This is a genomic window from Desulfofundulus thermosubterraneus DSM 16057, from assembly GCF_900142025.1.
GTDB classification, from domain to species: domain Bacteria; phylum Bacillota; class Desulfotomaculia; order Desulfotomaculales; family Desulfovirgulaceae; genus Desulfofundulus; species Desulfofundulus thermosubterraneus.
Genome location: NZ_FQZM01000019.1, coordinates 1 through 20,280, shown reverse-complemented (window position 1 = coordinate 20,280; position 20,280 = coordinate 1). Strand labels below are relative to the sequence as shown.

The 20,280-nt window shown below is 56.8% G+C and carries 21 protein-coding genes and 1 riboswitch; of the genes, 6 read left to right on the top strand and 15 right to left on the bottom strand.

The genetic code is table 11. The features are described 5' to 3' along the window. Positions 1 to 90: 90 nt before the first annotated feature. The 13 genes from BUA65_RS08455 to cobK all read right to left on the bottom strand — a co-directional run bounded on the left by BUA65_RS08455 (position 91) and on the right by cobK (position 12,677). Complete coding sequence (locus tag BUA65_RS08455) at positions 91 to 597, bottom strand: prepilin-type N-terminal cleavage/methylation domain-containing protein (RefSeq protein ID WP_072868855.1); 507 nt, start codon at positions 595 to 597, stop codon at positions 91 to 93. A gap of 130 nt (positions 598 to 727) precedes the next feature. Further along, on the bottom strand, positions 728 to 1,960 hold the full coding sequence (locus BUA65_RS08450) for a type II secretion system F family protein (protein ID WP_242656267.1): 1,233 nt from the start codon (positions 1,958 to 1,960) through the stop codon (positions 728 to 730). Positions 1,961 to 2,014: 54 nt separating this feature from the next. Further along, a riboswitch (cyclic di-GMP riboswitch) is annotated at positions 2,015 to 2,103 on the bottom strand. Positions 2,104 to 2,171: 68 nt separating this feature from the next. Then, the gene (locus tag BUA65_RS08445) at positions 2,172 to 3,257 is read right to left on the bottom strand and encodes a type IV pilus twitching motility protein PilT (RefSeq protein WP_072868854.1); all 1,086 of its coding nucleotides are present in this window, start codon (positions 3,255 to 3,257) and stop codon (positions 2,172 to 2,174) included. A 25-nt stretch (positions 3,258 to 3,282) separates the two neighbouring features. Next, on the bottom strand, positions 3,283 to 4,980 hold the full coding sequence (locus BUA65_RS08440) for a GspE/PulE family protein (protein WP_072868852.1): 1,698 nt from the start codon (positions 4,978 to 4,980) through the stop codon (positions 3,283 to 3,285). Between the two features lie 2 nt (positions 4,981 to 4,982). Beyond that, positions 4,983 to 5,744, bottom strand: a complete 762-nt coding sequence (locus BUA65_RS08435) for a prepilin peptidase (protein ID WP_072868850.1) — start codon at positions 5,742 to 5,744, stop codon at positions 4,983 to 4,985. A gap of 136 nt (positions 5,745 to 5,880) precedes the next feature. Beyond that, complete coding sequence (locus tag BUA65_RS08430) at positions 5,881 to 6,459, bottom strand: Uma2 family endonuclease (RefSeq protein ID WP_072868848.1); 579 nt, start codon at positions 6,457 to 6,459, stop codon at positions 5,881 to 5,883. Positions 6,460 to 6,491: 32 nt separating this feature from the next. Continuing rightward, complete coding sequence (aroB, locus tag BUA65_RS08425; RefSeq protein WP_072868950.1) at positions 6,492 to 7,580, bottom strand: 3-dehydroquinate synthase; 1,089 nt, start codon at positions 7,578 to 7,580, stop codon at positions 6,492 to 6,494. Positions 7,581 to 7,656: 76 nt separating this feature from the next. Continuing rightward, the gene (locus BUA65_RS08420; RefSeq protein WP_072868847.1) at positions 7,657 to 8,175 is read right to left on the bottom strand and encodes a shikimate kinase; all 519 of its coding nucleotides are present in this window, start codon (positions 8,173 to 8,175) and stop codon (positions 7,657 to 7,659) included. A gap of 37 nt (positions 8,176 to 8,212) precedes the next feature. Then, positions 8,213 to 9,562 (bottom strand): chorismate synthase, encoded by a 1,350-nt coding sequence (locus tag BUA65_RS08415; RefSeq protein ID WP_072868845.1) that lies wholly within the window; start codon positions 9,560 to 9,562, stop codon positions 8,213 to 8,215. Positions 9,563 to 9,647: 85 nt separating this feature from the next. Next, positions 9,648 to 10,604: a shikimate dehydrogenase family protein gene (locus tag BUA65_RS08410; RefSeq protein WP_072868843.1), complete on the bottom strand. Its 957-nt coding sequence runs from the start codon at positions 10,602 to 10,604 to the stop codon at positions 9,648 to 9,650. 78 nt (positions 10,605 to 10,682) lie between these two features. After that, positions 10,683 to 11,204, bottom strand: coding sequence for a YqeG family HAD IIIA-type phosphatase (locus BUA65_RS08405; RefSeq protein ID WP_072868842.1), 522 nt, complete (start codon positions 11,202 to 11,204; stop codon positions 10,683 to 10,685). A gap of 23 nt (positions 11,205 to 11,227) precedes the next feature. After that, entirely contained in the window at positions 11,228 to 11,890 is a 663-nt protein-coding gene (gene mobA / locus BUA65_RS08400) for a molybdenum cofactor guanylyltransferase (protein ID WP_207543874.1), read from the bottom strand. A 16-nt stretch (positions 11,891 to 11,906) separates the two neighbouring features. Then, complete coding sequence (gene cobK, locus BUA65_RS08395; protein WP_072868840.1) at positions 11,907 to 12,677, bottom strand: precorrin-6A reductase; 771 nt, start codon at positions 12,675 to 12,677, stop codon at positions 11,907 to 11,909. 143 nt (positions 12,678 to 12,820) lie between these two features. Between cobK and sigK the strand changes: the two genes are divergently transcribed. After that, entirely contained in the window at positions 12,821 to 13,534 is a 714-nt protein-coding gene (sigK, locus tag BUA65_RS08390; RefSeq protein ID WP_072868838.1) for an RNA polymerase sporulation sigma factor SigK, read from the top strand. Positions 13,535 to 13,716: 182 nt separating this feature from the next. On the opposite strand, the gene BUA65_RS17620 is transcribed toward sigK, so the two are convergent. Both BUA65_RS17620 and cas6 read right to left on the bottom strand, forming a co-directional pair. Then, entirely contained in the window at positions 13,717 to 14,019 is a 303-nt protein-coding gene (locus BUA65_RS17620; RefSeq protein WP_242656271.1) for an aldehyde ferredoxin oxidoreductase C-terminal domain-containing protein, read from the bottom strand. A gap of 113 nt (positions 14,020 to 14,132) precedes the next feature. After that, positions 14,133 to 14,939: a CRISPR-associated endoribonuclease Cas6 gene (gene cas6 / locus BUA65_RS08380; protein ID WP_072868948.1), complete on the bottom strand. Its 807-nt coding sequence runs from the start codon at positions 14,937 to 14,939 to the stop codon at positions 14,133 to 14,135. A gap of 650 nt (positions 14,940 to 15,589) precedes the next feature. Between cas6 and BUA65_RS08370 the strand changes: the two genes are divergently transcribed. The 5 genes from BUA65_RS08370 (at position 15,590) to BUA65_RS08350 (ending at position 20,058) form a co-directional block, all read left to right on the top strand. Then, entirely contained in the window at positions 15,590 to 16,135 is a 546-nt protein-coding gene (locus BUA65_RS08370; RefSeq protein WP_242656266.1) for an ATP-binding protein, read from the top strand. Positions 16,136 to 16,156: 21 nt separating this feature from the next. Beyond that, positions 16,157 to 16,813: an IS607 family transposase gene (locus BUA65_RS08365; protein ID WP_072868834.1), complete on the top strand. Its 657-nt coding sequence runs from the start codon at positions 16,157 to 16,159 to the stop codon at positions 16,811 to 16,813. Continuing rightward, entirely contained in the window at positions 16,770 to 17,987 is a 1,218-nt protein-coding gene (locus BUA65_RS08360) for a transposase (protein WP_072868832.1), read from the top strand. The genes BUA65_RS08365 and BUA65_RS08360 overlap by 44 nt, the downstream gene beginning before the upstream one ends. 183 nt (positions 17,988 to 18,170) lie before the next feature. Continuing rightward, on the top strand, positions 18,171 to 18,317 hold the full coding sequence (locus BUA65_RS18550; RefSeq protein WP_207543875.1) for a hypothetical protein: 147 nt from the start codon (positions 18,171 to 18,173) through the stop codon (positions 18,315 to 18,317). Positions 18,318 to 18,831: 514 nt separating this feature from the next. Continuing rightward, complete coding sequence (locus tag BUA65_RS08350; RefSeq protein ID WP_072868946.1) at positions 18,832 to 20,058, top strand: IS110 family RNA-guided transposase; 1,227 nt, start codon at positions 18,832 to 18,834, stop codon at positions 20,056 to 20,058. Positions 20,059 to 20,280 lie beyond the last annotated feature (222 nt).

Sequence of the window (20,280 nt, the reverse complement as noted above, 5' to 3'; positions counted from 1 at the left end):
TTGTGAAATCTTTCAAAAGGATTAGTTTTTGTTCTCTAAATTGGATAATAAAAATGTTAATTTTTATGCATTAATTTATGTGTTAGGGAACTAGTCTTTTGAGATCAGAATATTAATTAACGTGTTATCGCTCTTCTTTTTCGCAACGTCACTTCCGAGGTCACTAATCAACCTGTCGATGGCGCTGGCTGGAACCGTATCCAATTGTAAAAACCTGTAACCTGAATCATTATTACCATCAAAATCCCAATCGCCATCTTTAATATAATAATACTTTCCGCCCCACGGGTTCCTGCTCGGCCAGCGCTCTATGTAGGGGCCGTTCCAGCCATCGTAACCGGACGTGGGTTCTGTCACAAGGTAAGAGTCAGGAACTGTCGATGTATAGCTAGGCGCCCACTTACCAGTATCCGTATAAAAATTCAACGCCGCAGCTTTAATTGCCTTGTAATCCGCCTCGGCCGCCGCCACCTTGCCCTTTTCAATGGCCTTGAAGGCGTTGGGGGCGATGATGGCGGCCAGGATGCCGATGATGGCGATGACCACCAGCAGCTCCACCAGGGTGAAGCCGCGGTTGTCCTTGAGTTTTTTGCGCATAGTTTTTTCCTCCCCAAAAAGTAGTGTCTTAATAAAACAAGAAACAAGGGTTGTCAATTAAATAATTGACCTGGAAACGGTGCCTAAATGGCCGGTTAGAGTATGTAAGAACACCTTTGAAACCACCGCCCTACTTCCCCAGCCCCTGCATCATGCTGGTGAACATGGGCAGGAGCACCGAAAGGACGATGAACCCTACTATGCCGCCCAGGAAGACAATCAGCACCGGCTCCAGCACGCTGGAGAGGCGGCCCACGGTGATGTTCACTTCCTGGTCGTAAAAGGCGCCGATGCGGACCAGCAGCGCGTCCAGGCTGCCGGTTTCTTCCCCCACGGCAATCATGCGGATGACCAGAGGGGGGAAGATGCCGCTCTCTTCCAGGGGGCCGGCCAGGCCCTGCCCCTCCCGCACGCTCTCCTGCGCCCTGGCCACGCCGGCCGCCACCACCTGGTTGCCGGCAGTTTTCTTCACCACTTCCAGGGCCTGGATGATGGGCACCCCGCCTTTGAGCATGGCGGCCAGGGTGCGGGCGAAGCGGGCAATGATTATTTTTTTCAGCACCGGCCCGAATACGGGCATTTTCAGGACCAGGCGGTCCCACATCTCCCGGCCCCGGGGTGAGCCCCGCAGGCGCTGAAAGCCGAAAGCCGCCGCCAGTGGAAACAGCGGGAGGAGGTACCAGTAGCGCCCCACCAGGCGGCTGGCTCCCATCACCACCCGGGTGGGCAGGGGCAGGGGCACACCCAGGTTCTGGATGGTGTTGATGATGGGGGGCAGGACGAAGGTGAGCACGAAGGTGAGGATGACCACGGCAAAGCCCAGGACCATGGTGGGGTAGGTGAGGGCCGACTTCACCTTTTCCCTCACCTCGTGTTCCCTTTCGAAATGGCCGGCCAGGCTTTCCAGCACCTCGTCCAGCACGCCGCCCACTTCCCCGGCTTCCACCATGCTGATGAAGATCTCGGGGAAGACCGACGGGTAGGCGCCGAAGGATTCGGCCAGGGAGTGTCCCTGCTCCAGGCGGCCGGTCACCCCGCGCACCACCTCTTTGAGTACCCGGCCCTCCACCTGCAGCTCCAGGATGCGCATGGCCCCCACCAGGGGCACGCCGGCGCTGACCAGGGTGGAAAGCTGGCGGCAGAAGAGGGCCAGCTCCCTCAACCTGACCCCACGCCGGAATGAAGGCAGCCGCAAAGTCAGTCCGGCGCCCCCCCGCACGGCCCGGATCTGCACGGGGAAAAGCCGCTGGCCCTGCAGCATCCTGGCCGCTTCCCCCGGCCCGCTGGCTTCCAGCCGGCCGGAAACCAACCTGCCGCTTAAATCCCGGGCCCGATAGGCATAGACGGGCAAAGCTCCCCTCACCACCTCCCGGAAATAAAAATCCAGGCGAAACGCCTGGAAGAACGTGCCGGAAAGTTCGGCAACCCGGCTGCCCTGGCGGCTCGCTCCGCTTTAGGCCCGCGGCTTTGCGCCCCTGCCTTTCGGCAGGTTTGCCTTTTTTTCGCTTTGCCGCACTCTTCCTAAGATTATCTTAACTGGAGCCGTCCTGCCAGTCAATAACCAGCTGGTTGTTTTAAATCATTTTTAACAAATTTTCGGCATCAGCCGCCCGGCCTAAGGCCTCCTCCCTGCCGATCACCCCTGCACGGACGAGGTTTCTTAAAGCCATATCCAGGGTCTGCATGCCGTACCTGGCCCCGGTTTGCAATTGGGAGACAATCTGGTGGGTCTTCCCCTCCCGGATGAGGTTGCGGATGGCCGGCGTGGCCACCAGGATTTCCAGTGCCGCCACCCGGCCGGGGCGGTCCCTGCGGGGCAGCAACTGCTGGGCAATCACTCCTTCCAGGGCGCCGGCCAGCTGCAGCCGGACCTGCTGCTGCTGGTGGGGCGGGAAAACGTCGATAATGCGGTCAATGGTCTGGGCCGCGCTGGTGGTGTGCAGGGTGGCCAGCACCAGGTGACCGGTTTCGGCGGCGGTGATGGCCGTGGCAATGGTCTCCAGGTCCCGCATCTCTCCCACCAGGATGACGTCGGGGTCTTCCCGCAGGGCCGCGCGCAGGGCGGCAGCAAAAGAAAGGGAGTCCCGGCCGATTTCCCGCTGGTTGACCAGGCTCTTCTTGTGCCGGTGGACGTACTCGATGGGGTCTTCCAGGGTGATGATGTGCAGGCGGCTCTCGCTGTTGATGAGGTCGATCATGGCCGCCAGGGTGGTGGACTTGCCGCTGCCCGTGGGCCCGGTAACCAGCACCAGGCCCCGGGGCCGCCTGGCCAGGTGGGCCACCACCTCGGGCAGGCCCAGTTCATCGAAGGTGGGGATGCGCTCCGGGATGAGGCGGATGGCCAGGGCCACCGTGCCGCGTTGCTTGAAGGCGTTCACGCGGAAGCGGCCCACTCCCGGGATGGCGTAAGACAGGTCGCTCTCGCCCACCTGCATGAACTGCTGGAAACGGTCCCCGGGGATCAGCTGGCGGGCCAGGGCCTCGGTATCCCCGGCGGTGAGGACGGGCAGATCCTCCACCCCCGGCACGGCCCGGGCGCCCAGCTCGTCGGCGGCAAAAAGTTTTCCGTGAACCCGGAAGACGGGCGGGCGGCCGACAGTGAGGTGGACATCGGAAGCTTTCAGCTCGAAGGCCAGCTTTAAAAGTTCATCGGCATGCATTCCACCACAACACCTTCCTTTTCCGTCACCACTCGTTATAGGCCACGCGCATCACTTCCGCTATGGAGGTTATCCCCTGCCGGGCCTTGTCTATTCCATCTTCTTTCAAGGTGACCATTCCCTCGGCCACCGCCTTTTCTTTGATCACATCGGCAGAAGCTTTTTTATTTACCAGCTCCCTGATGGCCCGGGTCACGGGCAGCACCTCCTGGATGCTCGTCCGCCCCCGGTAACCGGTGTGGTTGCAGTGGTGGCAGCCGGCGGCCCGGTAAAGGGCCACCGGCTCACCGGGCGGCAGGCCCATGAAAATCCTCTCCGGCGCGTCTTCCGGGAGCTGGTAGGGCTCCCTGCAGCGGGGGCAGAGCAGGCGCACCAGGCGCTGGGAAACCACGCCCACCACCGAGGAGGCCACCAGGAAGGGCTCCACCCCCATATCGATGAGGCGGGTCAGGGCACCCGCGGCGTCGTTGGTGTGCAGGCTGCTGAGCACCAGGTGGCCGGTGGTGGCCGCCCTCACCGCGATCTGGGCCGTCTCCCCGTCCCTTATTTCGCCCACCATGATGATGTCCGGGTCCTGGCGGAGGATGGAGCGCAGGCCGGCGGCAAAGGTAAGCCCGGCTTTCACGTTGATCTGGGTCTGGTTGATCCCCCGCAGGAGGTACTCCACCGGGTCCTCTATGGTCACAATATTGCGCTCCGGGGAATTCAACTGGGCCAGTACCGCGTACAGGGTGGTGGTCTTGCCGCTGCCGGTGGGCCCGGTGACCAGGATCATGCCGGAAGTGCGATGGATTACCTCTGTAAAACGATCCAGGTTGTAGCGGTGGAATCCCAACCGGTCAATGGGCAGTATTCGCCCGCTCTTAAGCAGCAAACGCAGGACCACCTTTTCCCCGTGGACCGTAGGCAGGGTGGATACCCTCACATCTATTTCCTGTTCTCCGTACTTAACCTGAAACCGGCCGTCCTGGGGGAGGCGCTTTTCGGCAATGTCCAGGCCGGCCAGGATTTTGATCCTGGTAGTAAGGTTGGAGCGGATATGCCGGGGTAGAGTAAGGGCTTCCCTCAACAACCCATCCACCCGGTAACGCACCAGCACCCGGTCCTCCTGTGGTTCAATATGAATGTCGCTGGCCTTTTCCGCCACCGCCTGGGCAATGATAGTGTTGACCAGGCGCACCACCGGTGCTTCCTCCGGGGGCACCTCATCCCCCGCCGCCAGGGTGAGAGTCTGGATTTCCCGCTCCTCCGGGGCGGCCGGCTGGCCGAAGGCCTGCTCCACAAAGGTAAGGCCGAATACCTTCTGGAGGACGGCGTCGATTTCCTCTTCCCGGGCCAGCACCGGTTCCACTTCCAGCCCGCTGGCCAGGCGGATGTCGTCCAGGGCAACCAGGTTCAGGGGGTCGGACATGGCTACGATCAGCCGCCGTCCCTCTTTTTTCACAGGCACCACCTTATGCCGGCGCAGGACGGCCTCGGGGAGAGATTTGATCAGCACGGGGTCGACTTTGTCCATCAGGGTAATCTGGGGAATGCCCAGCTGCATTTCCAGGGTGTTCAGGATGTCCTGCTCCGTGACCAGACCCAGGTTGATGAGAACCCGGCCCAGGCGCTCCCCGGTCTGCTTTTGCACCTCGAGCGCCTGGTTCAACTGCTCCCGGGTAATCAACCCGGTCTGCAAAAGGAGGTCCCCCAGGCGCTTTCTGGTGTAAACAGCGGCCATTTTCAACCACCCCACAGGTTCAGATACCAGGAAATAAGCTTATCCCCTGTCAAAACGGCCAGCATGGCCCCTGATGAAAGAAACGGGCCGAAGGGAATGGCCGTTTTAAGGGTCCTCCCCGTTCTGAGCGCCCATAAAACCCCCACAAATGCACCCAGCACAAACGCCAGGAACAGGGCCACCAGGGTCTCCTGCCAGCCCAGGTACCATCCGATGGCAAAGGCCAGCTTTACGTCCCCACCGCCCATGCCGCCCCGCGAAAAAAGGGCCACGATCAATAATATTCCGCCCCCCAGCACAGAGCCCCAGAAGCCGTCTTTGAGAGCCTCCGCACCCTGGAGGGCGGCCAGAGGTATGCCGGCGGCCAGGGCAAACAGGGTGAGCCGGTCGGGGATGATGCGGTGGTCGAGGTCAATGAAGCTGGCCGCCACGAGGACGGAAAACAGGACCAGCAGGCCGGCAGTATGAACGTGCAGGCCGTGTTCCCGGGCAATCAGCAGGAAACCGGCCCCGGTCAAAAGCTCCACCAGGGGGTAGCGGGGGGAAATCGCCCCGCTGCAACGACGGCACCGGCCCCGCAGGAAAAGATAGCTCACCACGGGAATTAAATCCAGAGGTCCCAGGCGTGCGCCGCAGGCCGGGCAGTGGGAGGGAGGCGCCAGCAGGGACATCCCCCGGGGCAGACGGTAAATGCATACGTTTAAAAAGCTGCCGATACAAAGGCCGAAGAGGAAAGAAAAGAACCAGAACCAGGCCAGCGGCAAGTGACAATCTCTCCTTCAAAAATAGTCGTCGGGATAGTCGGAATCCGCTTTAGGCGAATTCCAGATTGAACTTGCTTGATCGATTTTCATGATTAACAGAGAGAACGAACGTTCCCATAGGGAACTCCTTAAAATTTTAAGGGGCGTCTACAAAAATTTCTTCCAATTCTATAGAAAAGCCCCCTAAAACACCAGATTCAACCCTTCCCGTTTCCTCAGCCCTGGCAACTTGAATGAACTTACCTTCCTTTCCGGTGTAAAGCTCAATGCTTTTCTCTATGGGATCTACTATCCAGTACTCTTTCACGCCACAGCGAGCATAAATCTTAAACTTTTCCCGCAGATCGTAGTAAGCTGTGGAGGGAGACAAAATCTCCACCACGAGATCAGGCGCACCATTAATCTTTTCTGCTTCAATGATAGCAAACCTATCTCTGGAAACAAAAGCAATATCTGGTTGATATACTGCCGTTTCCTGCAGGTAAACATCCACGGGGGCAAAGTAAACCGCCCCCACTCCTTTTTCATCAACAAAATTAGCCATTTTTACACCCAGGCGCCGCAAAATGGCCTGGTGACGGGTGGATAGCGAAGGGGTCATTACCAGCTTCCCTCCAATGAGCTGATAAGGGGCTCCCTCGGGGAGAGCAGCATAGTCGGCACAGGTGTAGACTTCTTTGGGAGGAATTTGAACCCGGGAAAAGGCCGCGCTCATTCACCAGCACCTCTCTGATAACCCTGCTCTGGTTAATTATAGCATAAACGCAAAACCCGCCCCACCGCTTCTTCCGGCACGTCCCGGACGATCTCCACCCGGCCTATTTCCACCGGCAGGACGAAGGTAAGCCGCCCGGCCAGCACTTTTTTGTCCCGGCGCATGGAGGCCACCAGGTCGCCGGTGGATAATTCCGGCGGTATTTCTACCGGCAGCCCGGCCCGCCGGATAAGGTTGATTACCCGCACGGCGTCTCCTTCCGGAAACATCCCCAGGGCCACCGCCAGCCGGGCCGCCGCCGCCATCCCCATGGCCACCGCCTCCCCGTGGCGGTATGCGGTGTAGCCGGTGAGGGCCTCCAGGGCGTGGCCCAGGGTGTGACCGAAGTTGAGGATGGCCCGGCGCCCCTGTTCGGTTTCGTCCTCCTGCACCACCCGCGCCTTAATGCGGCAGGAGGCGGCCACGGCATGGGCCAGGGGTTCCGCCTCCAGAGCCAGCAGGCGCTCCAGGTTCTCCTCCAGCCAGACAAAGAAGGCCCGATCGGCAATGACACCGTATTTGATCACTTCGGCCAGCCCGGCCCGTACCTCCCGCAGATCCAGGGTCTTCAGCACATCCAGGTCGGCCAGGACCAGCCGGGGCTGGTAGAAGGCGCCGATGATGTTCTTGCCCCGGGGGTGGTTGACGGCCACCTTGCCCCCCACGCTGGAGTCCACCTGGGCCAGGAGGGTGGTAGGCACCTGGATGAAAGGCACGCCTCTTAAATAGGTAGCGGCCACAAAACCGGCCAGGTCCCCCACCACCCCGCCCCCCAGGGCCACCACGGGGCTCCGCCGGTCCAGTTCGCGGGTGTAGGCCAGGTCGTAGAGTTTTTCGGCCGTGGCCAGGTTCTTGTATTCCTCCCCGTCGGGTATCTCCGCCCGGATCACCTCAAAACCGGCATTCATAAGGGCGGTTTCGGCCACCGCGCCGTAAAGGGAGCCCACCACGGGGTTGGTAATGAGGAGCACCCGGGGAGTTAATTTAAAAACTTTCAGGTACTCCCCCAGCCGGGGCAGCAGGCCGGTGTCAACGTAAATGGAGTAACTGCGGATGCCAAGATTTATGTAAACTTCCTGCATGGATGACGTCCTTTCTTTTCTCACACAAAATTTAAAGTATGGTATCCCTTTATGTTCTTCCAGGTTTTGCCTGGTTTCAAACAATTCCGCGTTCCTTCAGATAAGCAATAATCATCTCCACCGCCTCGTCGATGGTGTGCCGGCCGGTATCCACGGTGAATTCCGCCACCGCGTAGGCGTCTGCCCGGGCGGCCAGCAATTCTTTGATCCGGGCCAGCATGTCTCCCGGACCGTTTAACAGGGGCCGGTTTCGCTTGCGCTTCACCCGCTGGTAAATTACCCCGGGTTCAGCCACCAGCCCGATAAGCACGCCGTTTTGCTGTAGTGCCCGCACATTTTCGGGGTTCAGCACCACCCCGCCCCCGGTGGCCACCACCAGGTTGTCCCTGGCGGCTACCTTCTTCACCACCAGGGCCTCCTCCGAACGGAAGCGGATCTCCCCGTCCCGGGCAAAAATCTGGGGAATGGTTTTGCCGGTGACCCGCTCTATCTCCTCGTCGGTATCCACAAATTCCCGCCCCAAATGGGCGGCCAGGCGCCGGCCGACGGCACTTTTCCCCGTCCCCATAAAACCGATCAGGACAATATTTTTCATTTCCTCTCCTCCGCCACACTCCCGTCCTGCCGAGGAATCACCATATCCTGGTCTTGAGATAATCAAGGTATTGCTGATAATTTGCTTTCATTTCCTGCAGGGTGTCGCCGCCGAATTTCTCCACGCAGGCCGCCGCCAGTTCCCAGGCCACCACCGCCTCGCCCACCACACAGGCGGCCGGTACGGCACAGACATCGGAACGCTCCACCGAAGCAGCAAAGGGTTCCTTTGAAATCAGATCCACGCTGCGTAAAGGTTTGTACAGGGTGGGGATGGGTTTCATAGCCGCCCGCACGATCAGCGGCTCACCATTGGTCACGCCCCCCTCCAGGCCGCCGGCCCGGTTGGTGCGGCGGTAAAAGCCCCTCTCCCGGCTGTAAAATATCTCATCGTGCACCTGCGAACCGGGCAGGGCGGCACCGGCAAAGCCCAGCCCGATCTCGACCCCTTTGATGGCCTGAATGCTCATCAGCGCGCCGGCCAGGCGCCCGTCCAGGCGGCGGTCCCAGTGGACATAGCTGCCAAGGCCGGGAGGCAGGCCGTAAACCCGGATCTCAAAGACACCCCCCAGGGAGTCCCCGGCTTCCCGAGCCCGGTCGATTTCACGCATCATCGCCTCTGCCGTCTCCCGGTGGAGGCAGTAAACGGGGGAAGCATCCAGGAGTTCCCTCAGATGGAACAGATCCGGAAATTTACCGGGAGGCGGCATTTCGCGTTCTCCGCTGGTGCCGGCACCGGTAGAGACATCTCCGGAACACATTCCCCCGCCTTCCCCGGCAGCAGTTTCCACCCCCGTCGGCATGGTAACAGCTCCCTGTTCCGCCATCCCGCCGGCTTCAGCCAGGCAGGCGCTCAAGATGTCCTCATCCCTGCCCGGTTCCGGTACCGCCACCGGCCCGATGCGCACCACATGACCGATGATCTCTATACCCAGTTCCTCCAGAAGACGGCGGGCCACACTGCCGGCGGCCACCCGGGCGGCCGTCTCCCGGGCGCTGGCCCGTTCCAGCACGTTGCGGATATCCCGGTGACCGTATTTTAAAGCTCCGGCCAGGTCGGCGTGGCCCGGCCTGGGTCTGGTCACCACCCGCTGGTCGAGCCGGGCAGCAGCGCCGGGATCCATAATCTCCTGCCAGCTGGCCCAGTCCCGGTTTTCGATATGCAGGGCTACGGGGCTGCCCAGGGTGAAACCGCCTCTTACCCCAGCCAGAAAACGCACCTGGTCCTGCTCGATCCGCATGCGGCCGCCCCGGCCGTAGCCGCCCTGCCGGCGGGCAAGTTGCCGGTTTACATAATCTTCCGGAAGGGCCAGCCCGGCGGGTAACCCTTCAATGATGGCCGTTAAAGCAGGGCCATGTGATTCTCCGGCAGTTAAATAACGCAACATACGGATCGTTCCCCCTTATTTCAACAAACTCTTCTGCAGGTCATCCACCCGGGGTGGTGGGCGCTCTTACGTGCCGCGAACAGGATCAAAAAGGCAACGCCCGGCGCATTACTTCCACCGGAGCCTCCTCCCCGGTCCATAGCTCAAAGGCCAGTACCCCCTGGTACAACAGCATGCCCAGGCCGTTATAGACCCGGGCGCCGGAATGGACGGCCCGTTCCATAAAGAGGGTGCGCGGCGGGTTGTAAACCAGATCCACCACCACCTGACCCGGCCGCAAGCAGTCAAAAGGGAAATCCAAGCAGGTATCTTCCCGGGGGTGCATGCCCAGCGGCGTTGTCTGAACGACCAGATCCACAAAAGCAGTCAGTTCCTTAATATCGCCGTCATTTGTATCCGGAACGAAGGTGAACTTTCCCTCTTCAGGGTCACGGCCGTCCGGCGGCTTCCTCTCGAGTCCTTCGGGCAAAACCCGGTCATCTTTCGCCGGCCAGGGTACGGCCCACGCCCGGGCAGGTGTCTCTTCATTGATCAGGGCAGCCAGTTCTGCCGCCCGGGAAAGGGTGCGGTTGGCCACCAGCACCTGCTCAACCCCGGCCAGGGCCAGGTGGACGGCCACCGCCCTGGCCGCGCCCCCGGCTCCCAGGAACAGTACCCGTTTGCCGGCAGGATTAAACCCGGCGTCATCAGTCAGAAAACGCACAAAACCGGCCCCGTCGGTATTGTGTCCCACCAGGCGCCCGTCCCGGTGAACAATGGTGTTCACCGCCCCGGCCAGCCGGGCCCCGGCGGTCAACTCATCAAGATAAGGTATAACCTTTTCTTTATGGGGCACGGTCACATTGACCCCGGCCAGGTTCAGCGCCCGGATCCCGGCCACCGCTCTTTCCAGCTCCCGGGGGTGCACGGCGAAGGCCACGTAAACAAAATCCAGGCCCAGATGCCTGAAGGCCGCATTGTGCATGGCCGGCGAAAAGGAATGTTCCACCGGAAAGCCGAAAAGGCCGCAAACCCTGGTACGACCGCTAATCAGTTCGCTCACGGGGACCACCTGTCCTGAAATAGTACTAGCCTGGGGTTTGCACGTGCTCGCTCCGTTCGGACATCCATTTTTTAGTAGCTAGCGGGCCAGCGTGCCACCCGGCTTGTTTCGATTCAAACGACAAAGAATTAATTTTTCCAGCCGGCGGCTGAAGAGCCGTGTGGCCCAGAATTCACGACCGGGAAGGGGAACCACCAGGATGGTGTAGAGGCCCAAACGGTTGCCGCCCAGCATATCGGTAAAAATCTGGTCACCAATGACGGCAGTCTGGTCGGGGGTCACCCCCAGCAGTTTCATGGCTTGAATGAAAGGACGCCTGGTGGGCTTAACCGCCCGGTAAACCGCCGGTATGTCCAGGCTTGACGCTAACGCTTGAACCCGCGCCGGAGAATTATTTGATACAATACAAAGCTTGAACCCGTGTTTTTTGGCCTTCTTTATCCACTGCATTATCTCACCGGGACAATAATCCTGATCTCTGGGAACAATGGTGTTGTCCAAATCTAGAAGAATGGCGCAAATACCTTTTTTTTGCAGTTCAGCCAGGTCGATATCGAAAAGGTTAGCCACATACAGTTTGGGGTAAAGCAGCTTGAACATTTCGTTCTCCTCTACAAATCAGGCTACTCCAGGAACTGCAACGCCCGCTCCAAATCCTGCGGGGTATTTATATTCATAAACACTTTATCAACGCCGGCAAAATCCGACAAGTTCCCACGTTCAATATATTTTACCCGCACGGCAGGAAAAAAGTCCACTACCCTCGCCCGCAAACCCCTGCGCAAAATCGACTCGATTGGCTCAAGGCAACCCCTGCCGTAAACAGCAAAAAGGGGCTCCAGGTATGGGCCGTCCCGCACCACCACCACATCAAACCCCGGAGCCTGCCGGGCCAGGTAAAGAGCCAGCTTGGGATCGACAAAGGGCATATCACAGGCCACCACAAATATATAAGGGGTTGAGGCTGCGCACAAACCCGCATGAATGCCGGATAACGGTCCTCGCCCGGGATAAATATCTCCAATCACGGGTAGACCAAGATAATTATACTTATCCGGATCGTTAGTGATCAGTATCAACCGGGCGAAGGCTTCCTGCATCCGGACCACCACCCGGTCCAATAATTTTTCCCCGCCGAACCGAATCAACGCCTTGTTGGCACCCATGCGGCTGCTGCCGCCGCCCACCAGGACCACACCCGTAAACTGTTCGGCGATGGTCTCCATTACGCCTGTATCGCATGCAGACAGGCGATTGACCGGTCCGGCTCTTTCTTTATGCTCCATCTTGTCCCCCATTTCCCTAGCCGGGCTCTCCCAGATACTGTTTCACCAGACGCAATACCTGCTGGTAGGTATAAACCATACTATTCCCCGTCGGTGGGGTACGTTTAATGACCACTACCGGCAGCTTCAAAGCCAGAGCGGCCTTGATCTTTGTGTCGGTGGTACGGCCGCTATCCCTCGTTACAATGACATCCGCTTTATAAGCCTGAAAAATGGCCCGGTTAAAACGGGTAGAAAAAGGTCCCTGTAAGGCCACAATATCCCGGGGTAAAAAACCCAAATCCTGGCATTTTTTAATTATGCGGTGGTCCGGCACCACCCTGACCACCAGACGTTTTCCCTTCATGACCGGAGAACGCACAAAAAGTTCTAAATTATTGCTGCCCGTGGTGAGAAAAATAGTATCTCCAAGTCGAGCTGCTAAATGTACCGCTTCATCCCAGGAATCCACGGGGTGAATAAGCGGATCATCCGGTAGGTTGGTTTCCTCACGCTGGTAGCGCACATAGGGCACCTGCAAATTCATGCAGGCCAGCCGTGCCATTTCGGACAAAGGGCCCGGAAAAGGGTGGGTGGCATCCACCACCACGCGAATATTGTGATGCTTCAACTGCCCGGCCAGATCAGCCACACTTTCCGGGGCCGGCAACACCTCCACCGCCCCACCCATACCGGCCATGGTACCCCCATAGGCCGTCAGGGCGGTAGCCAGTACCGGATAACCACCGGCACTGAGCAAAGATATTAGTTCCCGGGCCTCCGCAGTTCCGTAAAGAACTAAAATCATTGCACTCACCTGGAAACATACTTCGACCTGTGGTCCACCAAGTCCTGCTACACCAACACACAATCCGCTGGACAGGCACAGTAAATTCAAACGTTCCATATTATCTACTGATTATTCAGTGCGGCCGTTTGGGGGGATGGCGCGTGCTTTCGGCCCTCTGGGTTTTACTCTGTTTGTCCCTGATCAACGGATTGTTGCTCCTGGTTTCCTATACAGCCAGTAACATTTTCCCACAGCCGTTGTCCGAGGAAGAAGAAGCACACTACTTAAACCTGGCTGTCAAGGGAGACGAAAAGGCCCGGGCTGTCCTGGTAGAACACAACTTGCGCCTGGTAGCACATATAGTGAAAAAATATGAAGGTACGGGTAAGGACACGGACGATTTGATTTCTATAGGAACCATCGGACTCATTAAAGCCATCAACTCCTTTGACCCCAAGAAAGGAACCCGCCTGGCCACCTATGCCACCCGGTGCATAGAAAATGAGATCCTCATGCATTTGAGACTGATCAAAAAAACACGCCGGGAGGTATCTTTATACGATCCCGTAGGCGTGGATAAGGAAGGCAATGAAATCACCTTGATCGAAACCCTGGGTACACCACCGGAAATTGTCTCCGAAATGGTGGAAACACAGCTTGAACTCAAAAATTTGCTGGAAAGAATTGTTGCGCTAAGTCCGCAGGAAAAAAAGGTTCTGACCCTGCGGCTTGGTTTAATCAGTGGCGTTCGTGCAACCCAACGGGAAGTCGCCCGGAAGCTGGGAATATCCAGGTCCTATGTGTCCCGTATTGAAAAGAGAGCCCTGTACAAGTTAACCCGGGAGATGAAAAAAGAAAGCCCCCCTGCACCATAGAGAAAAACCTTTACCCAAAACAGGGTTGGGTTTTTTCGTTAATTCGCAATGATTGCTGGTTCATCAGTTGTGCCACAACGCCCGGACGGTTGTAGCCTCAACGTAAACGCCGCGAGCAAAAAGGCAGATGCACAGGATGTTTAGAACATTGCGCCAGCATTCTTCGGCCAGAAGGTGATCGACTATCGCGTCGGGAGCCCCCCTCCTGACCTCTGATCGATCCCGTACCCATCGTTGCACAGGTGCGAGTGGCGGGCTCCAACAGCATGACCGAGAAGGTAACCGTAACCTGTATGATACCCTGCCATCTCATGCCCGCGCAGCAGCGCAAAATCCTCTCCCCCGTAACAGCGAACCGCAGCGGCAAGCCCCTGGGCCAGCGTCCTGTAAAAATCGTTGGGCTGGGCCCCCAGGTTATTTACCGCCTTCAGATAAGCTTCCGTATTACCGAAGGCAAGGTCGACACCAGGTTCTTCCCGCGGCAGCAGGCCTTTTTGACGCGCCTCGGTCGCCCAGGCCAGCAGGACACCTGTGGAAAGCTTTTTAGAAAAACCTGCTACAGCGGCCGCCTACGCCCGATAACCGGCCGCCATCACCTTTAACGGGACACGACGCGGAACATGCCGAAACCCTGGCTGTTCCCCGAAGAAGGCTCCCCACCGCACCGACCCTCCACCGTACAACAACCAAACCCCTGGGAATTTTTCCCTCCAAGTCCGGCGTCAAGGGCTACCTCTAAAAGCTGCGGATCCCCAACAAGCCTGTATGTACCCATCCAACCCTTAATAACCGTTCCCTTGTATTCCATGATTTTCAGGTCGGAAGGCCTTACCCGGACCGGCGAGATATCAAAACCCTCCCCATCCCCGGGCTGCCCGAAGATCAAAAGATACTTTTTAGACAGGTTGGTCAAAATGAGCTCTTTAAAACGCGGCTCAAAAGGTGAATAGTAGTAAGTGTAGCGCTTTCCTCCAGTCTCCAGGGTACTGTACACCACCACCGGGGAAAGCATCCGCACCAGAATGGGACTTGACCGCACCACCACATCCTCCACTTTAACAGCACGTACCTCTAAAAGACTGTCCCCAAGGCGCATGTTCCCTTCCCGGAGAAGGCCATTTCCTATCTCCTCCAGAACAAAGGGGATGGGTGAACACACAACAAGATCAAAGGGGGGCTTGAAAACAATTTTACCTGCCGCCCGATCAAGCCGCAACCGTCCCATCAGGCGTGAAAAAGTAAATAACTTAAAACGGCGCTGGCCCAGAGCAAAGCCCTGCTCATGCAAAAACTCCCGCAAGGCCGGCCGGGTAATCTGGCGGTAAATGGCAGCCTGTAAGAGGTAGTTGTAATGGACGGGAAGTATAATTTCCCCCGGGCTCTCCAGGGTTACCATAAGGCGCATGAAAACACCAGCCTTCCCCAAAACATTTTCACTTACCAGGGAAACGACAAACATTGCTACCTGTTCTCTTATCCCGGCAAAAAAAACCTGAGCAGTTTCGTTTTCCTCACCCGCCGGCTGCCGTATACAGCAACAGCCGGGCACGACCGATTCTATATGCTAAGCGGATGCACGCAGGGCTTTACCCCTGCGCTTCGGTTCAGCGACACCGTGCTCTTTCCACCTGCGGGAGTTCTTTTTGAGCCTGGAGCGTTTTAAGCCTTAAGCTCCGCGCGGCGTCTTTCTTTATACCACCCGGCACGGCGAACACTCCCGGCGGACATTTTACATAATATAACGCAAAAACCCTGTAGTTTATGAAGAAGGTTGGCGGATTCATTTCTTTACGCAATTTCGCCGGAATGCTACAATTTTCCTGCCGGATAATTTCTTTTTTTCTTGAATCGGTAGCCGTCATCAAAATAACCCGCAAATCGAGATGCACGCAGGCCTGCCGCAGGCTCTCTTCAACGAGCGGCCATTACTCCACCGGGATATTCTGCACTTCGTCCAGGATGACTACAGCCCCGCCCAACCGATGAAATTTTTTAAGCATTCGGTTCCCATATCCCACCAGAGTGCAAAAAAGCTGCACAAAGGTGGTGAACTCCGTGACCAAGTTGTCGTTGAAGGAGCAGTGTAAGGCTTTAAAACTGGCATATATCCCGTCTATTTACCTGGAGATCACCTGCCATGACCGGGAACAATACCTGACCGACCTGTTCGCAGCCGAACTGGAAGCGCGTTGGGCTAACAGAGTCCGCCACCTTATCAAGAAGGCGGGTTTCCCGGCCCATAAGACGCTGAATGACTTTGACTGGAAGCCCGTGACCTTACCGGCCTCCACCACCATCACCCATCTGACAGAACTCACCTTCATCGAGCGCTGTGAAAACGTGCTGGCGCTTGGGGCCGTGGGCACCGGCAAAACGTATTTGGCCATCGCCCTGGGGGTTCGGGTCTGCATGGAGGGGAGGATCGTCCGTTTCTACCGTTGCCTGGACCTCGTCAACGCCCTGTTGGAAAGTCACCGCCAGGGTCGTTTGCAGCGGCTGATGGGAGAGCGAGGGATTGAAACATTTCTTCCCTCACTTTGGCTAGGACGTAGAAAACAGCTTCTTCCCTTAGGTATTGCCAACCAACACCATCTGATATAAATTAATATCAGGTGGTATTTTATGAAACTTTACACAATAAGCGAGTTTGCCGAAAAACTTGGTGTCAGTGTATCAACGCTTCGAGCGTGGGATAAAGAAGGCAAGCTGGTTGCTTTACGTACACCAACCAACAAGCGAAGGTATACTGAAGAGATGCTCTACCGGGCACTGGGTATAAAGAACCGCCAGGAACCAAAGAAAATTGTTTTATACGCCCGGGTGTCATCAGCCGGCCAGAAACCGGACCTGGAAAACCAGCTTGAGTACCTGAAGGATTTTGCCGCCGGCAAGGGGCTGACCGTGGACGAAATACTTTTCGACGTCGGCTCCGCCCTCAATTATAAGCGCAAGGATTTCCTGAAGCTGTGCGGCATGGTCACCCGGGGAGAAGTCAAAACCGTTATCGTTGCCCACAAGGACCGCCTGGTGCGGTTTGGCTTTGACTTTTTTGAAGAGCTATTCGCCAAATTCGGCTGCGAAATACTGGTGGTCAACAAAGCCGAAGACATGTCCCCGGCCCAGGAGTTGACCGAAGACCTGATTAGCATCGTCCAGCATTTTGCGGCCAAACTCTACGGCCAGAGGACATATAAAGCGCGAAAGCTCACCAGAACCGTCCGGGAGGCGTTAAAAAATGCAGCAGACGGTAAGGCAGAAGAGCCTGCCGCTGAACAATGAGAAGTGGGCCAGAATAACTGAAACGGCAGAAGCATATGCCCGGCAGAAGGACGCCTTTCTGGTGGGGTACGGGCATGTAAAATACCTGCACTATCTGGGCGAAAAGCGGAAGCTGCGGGACGAATTAGTTTCAACGGGTTTTATAAGTCCTTTTGGCCTGCAGGCCCGGCAGTGGAAGCTGGCCCTGGAAGACGCTCTTTACACCCTGGAGAGGCAGTGGGAGGCCGCCGTCGTCGAAGTCAAAGAATACCTTTACCGCCACGAAGGGCTGACCGATGAAGAAAAGCACTACGCCAACTTGCTGCTGTATAAACATGAAAAGTACGGCCGCGACTGGAAGCGCATCCAGGCTATCTTCACTGGCGAAGACGTGGCCAACGAAGAGATAAAGCTGGACGCGGAAGGCCGCGCTAAAGTGAGAAAATACCTGAAGCGCGTTTTTCGGCGCGTCCTGGGCAGAAAGCCTCGCGTCAAAAGAGCCCGCAGCTTCACCATTGACCAGCAGATGTACCGGGTATTTGCTACCGGAACACGGCAGTACATCGCTATAGCAACGTTACCCCCCGGTGAGAGGGTAGTTATCCCGCTGGCCGGAGTACATGCCATAGAAGGCAACCTGCGGGTGGTGCTTCTTCCCGAAGAAAACTGCGTAGAAATCCACCTGACCAGGGAACCGCGGACTTACCCGCCCGGCGAGGGAGAAGCGGGCATCGACCTGGGTGTAACAGAAGTATTCACCGACGACACGGGCAGAAAATACCGGCCCGAATACGGCGAGGCCCTGCAGGAAATGTCCGACCACATCCTGGACAAGAGCCGGAAGCGCGGCAAGCTGTGGTTGTTGCGCCGGAAGTTCCTCGAACAGGACCCAAACAAGGCCCGGCGCATCTTAAAACACAACCTGGGCCTTATTAAGCAAACCAAAAGGAACAAAAAATACCGGACCAGGTGCGAGAACGAAATCAACCGGGCGTTTAACGAATTCTACAAGAAACGGCGACCGAAGATAATTGCCTACGAAGACCTTGCCCACCTGCGCGGGAAGGCCAGGAGCAGGGGTCTTTCCCGGAAGGTGAGCGGCTGGCAGCGCAGCATCATCAAAGAGCGGCTGGGATACAAGAATTACATTTACTCCGTCACCGACCCCGGTCCGGTGTGTCAATTCTCACTTTAATTTAGCCCAACCCCTGCCCATTTTCGCAGACTAAACAATCTGCAACTATTTCCGATACCAGAATAATCTGCAACTGCTTCGCATATTGTTTTGGTATTTCAGGTCAGTCAGTCCGTCTATTCACCAGAATATGACAACCAGTGATTGACCCCTTTTCTTCCGGCTGTGGAACAGGTAGAATATTTGCTGGAAGTGACCGCCATGCAGCAGATATTTTACACGCCTGTACCGCCGGAAGAATACGCCCGCCTGGGCAAAGATTTTCCTTTTCCCCAACCCACCTTGTATGATAGTAATTGGAACGTAATAATCTTTAAGCTTGCTCTTTGAAAATCAAATAATGATATGGTCATGATGATGATTTCATCGCCGCCGAGCCTGTGGATATGTGGGCAACGCGAAACGTTGTCCAAGCGAGTGTGGACCCTGTGGACAGGCGAGAATTAGGTCAAGGGCCGCCTGTAAACCAAGTTTTTCGGTTTAATAACCCCTGGCGGGAGTAAGATCTACTCCGCCTGTCCACAAGTCCACACGAGCGGCATATCCACAGGCTCACACGCAGGATTTTGGGGTTCTCCAGGAGAATCTTTGCCGCGAGGCTGGTTTTGGGGAAACGCTACCACTCCCTGCATAACAGTGCTTAGAAAGACTGCGTCCCCACTGCTGACCTGTAGTGCTAACCCCCACTCTGCACACCTACCTTTTGGCCCGGTAGCAGCAGCCGGCTTGTGCATCGCCAAAAGCCAGGAAAGTGCTAATGCCGCAAGGCTGCAAAATGAGGTCAGAGCTGCTGGGGAACCCCAAAGTCTTGTTAGCCTCCCAGGTCATTGGGAAGGAGGTGATTTTGATGTTATACGTCGGAATCGACGTCGGCTTGAAGGAAAATAAGGCGAGATTCATTGACGACAGCGGCAACGACTGCTGGAACCGCCTTGCTTTCCCCAATGATGCCGACGGCGCCGTAGCCCTGGTCCGGGAGACCTGCCGGGCTTTAGCCAGGCATGGTTTTCAGGCGGTCGCCTTCGGGATGGAAGCCACCTCTTTTTATACCTGGCACCTGGCTTTGTACCTGACCGGGGCGGCAGAGTTAGCACCCTTTGGGCCACAGGTGTATATTTTTAACCCAAAGAAAAAGTCCCTCAAAAACCTCCCGAAAAATGACTGGATCGACGCCTGGGTGGCCGCCAACCGGGTCCGGTTCGGCCAACTGCCCAAACCCTTTGCGCCCGACGAGCGCTACCTTCCTTTGCAGCGGCTGACCCGGCACCGCTACCACCTGGTGCAGCAGTTGACCCGGGAGAAGAATTACTTCCTCTCATACCTGTTCTTGAAGTGTAGCAGGCTGGCCCAGGCCTGCCCGCTATCCAGTCCCCTGGGAGCCAGCGCGGCGGCTTTGGTCACCGAGTACTACAGCGCCGAGGAAATTGCAGCCGCTCCTTTGGAAGAACTAGCTCAGTTCCTGGCCGAAAAGAGCAAAAACAAGATTACCACACCCGAGATTGTAGCGGCCGAGTTCCAAAAGGCAGCCCGGGATTCTTACAAATTACCGGACAAACTCAAGGACCCGGTCAACAGGATTATGGCCTCTACTTTGCAAACTATCCGCCACCTGCAAAAACAGGTGAAGGAAACCGACAAAGCGATTACCCAGGAGATGGCGGGCTTTAATAATCCTTTACTGACTATTCCGGGCCTGGGGCCGGTTTTAAGTGCCGGAATCATTGCCGAAATAGGTAACGTCAAAAACTTCCCCGATGATGATGCAGTGGCCCAGTTTGCCGGCCTGACCTGGAAAGAAAATCAGTCGGCAGGATTTGTCGGCGAAGATACCCCTTTAACCAAGAGCGGCAACGCTTACCTCCGGTACTACCTGATCGAAGCAGCCAACTGCGTTCGGATGCACAACGCAGAGTATCAGGAGTACTATCAGCGGAAATACGCCGAGGCGAAAAAACATCACCATAAACGTGCTTGCGTCTTAACAGCCAGAAAACTGGTTCGGCTCGTTTACGCTATGCTGCGCGATAACCGGGCCTACACTAAACCGGAAAGGACAGTGGTTAATCAGTAACCCCAGCTAATGCTAGTAGTTACTATTGCCTGGAATAAATTATTTTTCCAGGAGGGTGATTTATTTTTCTTTTCTCAAGTTCTTTTACATGCTTTTAAAAAATTCCCATTGACATATTCACCCCACTCTCATGCCCCAACCCCGGTTGTCTGGTCAAGGCACCCCCTCAAAAACACGGTTTTTATCAACGCAACGTCATCGCGGCAAATTTCTGTGGCCGGA